General features: G+C 50.1%; 2 protein-coding genes. Both read right to left on the reverse strand.

Annotation, left to right across the window (positions count from 1 at the left end; all coding sequences use genetic code 11):
- Nucleotides 1–618: 618 nt before the first annotated feature.
- Nucleotides 619–966, reverse strand: a complete 348-nt coding sequence (locus tag GIW48_RS29575) for a hypothetical protein (protein ID WP_056860342.1) — start codon at nt 964–966, stop codon at nt 619–621.
- A 10-nt stretch (nt 967–976) separates the two neighbouring features.
- On the reverse strand, nt 977–2,427 hold a 1,451-nt coding region (locus tag GIW48_RS29580; protein ID WP_236463040.1), incomplete at its 5' end, for a DUF637 domain-containing protein.

Raw genomic sequence — 2,427 nt, forward strand, 5'->3', positions numbered from 1 at the left:
TCTCCCACCCCATTTTTCCCCCATTAACTCACAGAGATAAGGCTCACTCCCTCACTGATCACTATTTCCTCTGGGATCTCATCGTAGATAAAAAGCTCATCACCTAAGTTTAAAATGGATAGGCAAAAACCGTTATCAAACGAGAGAGCAACGCCTATCACTACGTCTTCTGCTAAGGACTGCACAAGCGATGCCGACACTAACCTTCTTCCTACAACATTGGAGAAATAAAGCTCACCAGAAATATTAAAAATATCTTGCCTACCGTATTCACCTAGATCGCAGTTTGAAATCGGATTCAAAGAAAAACAGATAGACGCACCATCAGGCCCGCCATAGAGCTTCCCAATTTCAGAACTTTCAAATAGAAGGCCAACCTCTTGAGGGGCAGAATCCCTCTCGAAAGAGAAACATGGAATAGAGCATTTACTGACAGTAATTTCTTCCCGAGCACTGTTAACAGCCAGGCAACCATAAGTCTAGGAGAGTTCATTACCTAACGCCGCCCTTTGATGCACTCTGCAGAAAAATAGAGGTCAGCACCACGTTTAGTGCTCCGTCAGAAGAATAGTAGTCTGACCCCATTTTTCTTTTTACCAATCCCCTCCTATTTCATTCTTATACTTTGTGTAACGTCCACCATCGGCAACTCACCTCAGGTTCGAATATCACCCTCGCCTCTGACAGTGATTCAGACATATCAAAGACAACATGAATCCCAGCCCCAGACTCATCTCGCACTAACTCAATAGACTTGACGCTCTCGGACGAAATAACTGCTAGCTCTTGAGTGGAAAGCCTAAGCACGACTTGGAATGACTTCATCACAGCACTAAAAGAAACATCAACCTCAAGTTCGCTATTTTTAGACTTCTGGATATAACGACATAGCGCCAAGTTTGGATCAACCTCAATAGGCTGGATACCGAACTCTTCCAAAAAATCATCTGTGCTTGGAAATTTCATTACGACCTCCTCAGTGAAGCGGTATGACTGTGCTGAGTTTACGACTTCCATCATCAAGAACCTGGAACGTGCTCTGAAAATTAGCAGCCTTACCCGATGGTCCCATAAACAAGGACTCTCTGACCTCAAATTTTCCGTATTGATTGGAGAATGCATTAATTAAATTGCCGTCAGTTTTGGCAGAGCGAGTCAAGTGATCAGTTAGCATCTGGCGACCAGCGGCATTATCTGGAACACCAAGTCTCTTCATTTCGAGTGCAAGCTGATTGGAACGAGCGGAATTATGAGAGTTACTAGCTACACGCCCAAACAGATAATCAAACTTACCCGGCGCGATTTCTAGCCCTTTTACACCACCCATCACTAACCGACCTACTACTGCCGCTAGCGCCGCACCAGTGAGCTCACCGGCCATGAAGTAGCCCCAAGCCTTGACGAACTCATTAGCCGGTTGAACCCCTTCAAAACCTTGCCCTTGGACCAACTGCAGCTGTGCTTGGGCAATTTGGTCGTTAGTGGCACCTTTTTCTAGCATGTCCTTTGCCAGAGTAGTTGCCGCTGATCCGTATTCACTCAAACCTGGCGGCAGGTGCTCCAGGAAGTTGTATTGCGTCAGGTTCTGCGCAATCCAAGCCCCCTTCTCAAGCTTGGCCGCATCCGCATCCTTCTGCCCCGCCGCCGCTAACACACCTACGATCTGCGAACTCATCGTCAGCAATTCTTCATTGCCTTTGACCAGAGTATTCAGATGAGTAACCAGCGCCTCATTCGCCCCCGCAGCCAGCGCACCGGTTTTGAAGTCGCCGCCCGTAGCCTCAGCCAGCAAACCACCGACCATCGCGTGAATCGCAATTTTAGGTGCTGAGCCATCGGCAACTACACCTTGGGTGTAATTACCCACCAGGTTGAAACTCGCTGCCGCCAACGTATTAAACAGCGCGCCTTTCAACGCATCGCTAGCGCTACCGCCCTGCCCCAGCGCCTTGCTCAGCAGCATGGAGGTGCCGCTTTGCAATGTCTGGTTGGCAGCAAATTTGCCAACACCACTCCAAGTATTCAGCAGACCTGGCGTCGTAACTTTCCCAGTGATTGTGTTTGTTTGAGTCCCCGTCCAATCACCAAAATAAGCAGCCGTCATGCCTGCAGTAACGCCAGCAATCACATACCCCTTCATCGCATCTGAAGAGGTCACATCCTTGAGCACTGCGCCCAAGTTGCCACGGTTATTAACGACGCTGACCGTAGCGTTGGTCGCCGCTCCCGCTGCGACTGCTCCAGCTCCAGCAGCTACCCCAGCGCCGGCCCCCGCCCCTGCGGCAGCGCCCGCAGCTAGCGGCCCAACCACCGCCGCCATCACAATCGCAATAATGATCTGCGAAGCCGGCCCCAACCCCGAGTTGCTGTACTTGAAGCTGTCATGAATCTCCTTGACCTGCCTCCAGTCCACATCACCGCGAGCCT

The organism is Pseudomonas sp. PA-6-3C (genome assembly GCF_021605825.1).
GTDB classification, from domain to species: domain Bacteria; phylum Pseudomonadota; class Gammaproteobacteria; order Pseudomonadales; family Pseudomonadaceae; genus Aquipseudomonas; species Aquipseudomonas edaphica.

Bases quoted from the DNA above. Each gene is read 5' to 3' on its own strand.
- GIW48_RS29575 (WP_056860342.1), bottom strand. From the start codon at position 966: ATGAAATTTCCAAGCACAGATGATTTTTTGGAAGAGTTCGGTATCCAG.